The sequence below is a fragment of the Paracoccus salipaludis genome, assembly GCF_002287065.1.
In the GTDB taxonomy this organism is placed as follows: Bacteria; Pseudomonadota; Alphaproteobacteria; order Rhodobacterales; family Rhodobacteraceae; genus Paracoccus; species Paracoccus salipaludis.
This window is the reverse complement of sequence record NZ_NSJZ01000076.1, coordinates 1-1099: the sequence shown is the minus strand read 5'-3', so window position 1 is coordinate 1099 and position 1099 is coordinate 1. Positions and strand designations below refer to the sequence as shown.

2 protein-coding genes are annotated in these 1099 nt (G+C 61.1%); both read left to right on the top strand.

Annotation, left to right across the window (positions count from 1 at the left end; all coding sequences use genetic code 11):
- The first annotated feature begins 42 nt into the window (after positions 1-42).
- A complete protein-coding gene (locus tag CK240_RS17590; RefSeq protein WP_095641543.1) occupies positions 43-774 on the top strand; it encodes a helix-turn-helix domain-containing protein in 732 nt (243 codons plus the stop codon).
- A gap of 36 nt (positions 775-810) precedes the next feature.
- On the top strand, positions 811-1099 hold a 289-nt coding region (locus CK240_RS17585), incomplete at its 3' end, for a helix-turn-helix domain-containing protein (protein ID WP_135058934.1).

The window sequence follows — 1099 nt, the reverse complement described above, 5'->3', positions numbered from 1 at the left end:
GGTCAACTGTAGTTGACTGGTAGTCAACTGTCGGAGCGCACGATGCCTAAAGCGACCATCCACGAGCTGCGCCGGTCGGGCGTGTCGCAAGAGGAAATCGAGCTTGCCAAGGCCACCCAGGCAGCACAGCGGCGCAATGGCGCCCCGGTGCAATCGATCGCCGTGCTGGTCGGCGCGGCTACGCCGCGCCAGCACCACAACCCGAACCCGCTAGCGGATCTGACCGATCGCGCCCTGCGCCGCCGGGGGGCCTACGATCAGGCCGCCCTGCTGGCAGATCAACAAGCCCTTCAGGAAAGCAGTCCGGAGCGCGCCGTGAAGGCCCGCCAAGCCGCCACGGCCTTGAAAGAGCTGTCTGCCAGCAACCAGATCGAGTTCGACTTCTTCGGAGGGGGCAACGTGTCCATCGCTTTCCAGTATCAGGACGCCGTGACCGAACGCCTGTTCGAGGCGGCAAAGACTGCCGGACAGGCCAAAGAGGCCATGTCGATCCTCTGGATCATTTGCCGCTACCTGTCTTGGCAGTCCTACGAGTGCACGAAGACCGCCGCCGACCTCTGCGATCTCACTCGCACCGACAAAGCCCAGATGGCACGCTCTCTCAACCTGCTTGAGGAAATTGGGGCGATCCGCCGGGTGAAGCGCGGCCGCAACAAGATCATCACCGTGACGCCCGAGGGTGCCTTCCGGGGCAACATCAACACCCACGGGCAGGCGGTCGAACGCTACCGGCTGGACGTGATCGAAGGTGGCAAATCTGACAACGAGAAGTGACAACTAACTGATATTGTCACTGACAGATCACTGCAAATGCTGACACCACAGCAGGCCGCAAGCCGCGCTCAGGTTTCGCGCGGCACCATCATGAATGCCATAAAAGATGGGCACCTTTTTGCTAGAAGGGACAACCGGAACCGCTGGCAGATCGAGCCTGCCGACCTGTTAAAATGGCTGTCAGACCGCTCTGATATTGCCACTGTCAAAGCTGTCACCATTGATAGGCAACAGGTGCCACCCCCCGACGAAACCCTGATCCGCATCGCCATGCTGGAGGCGGAACTGAAGGGCAAGGATCAGCGGATTGCAGACTTGGAGCGGG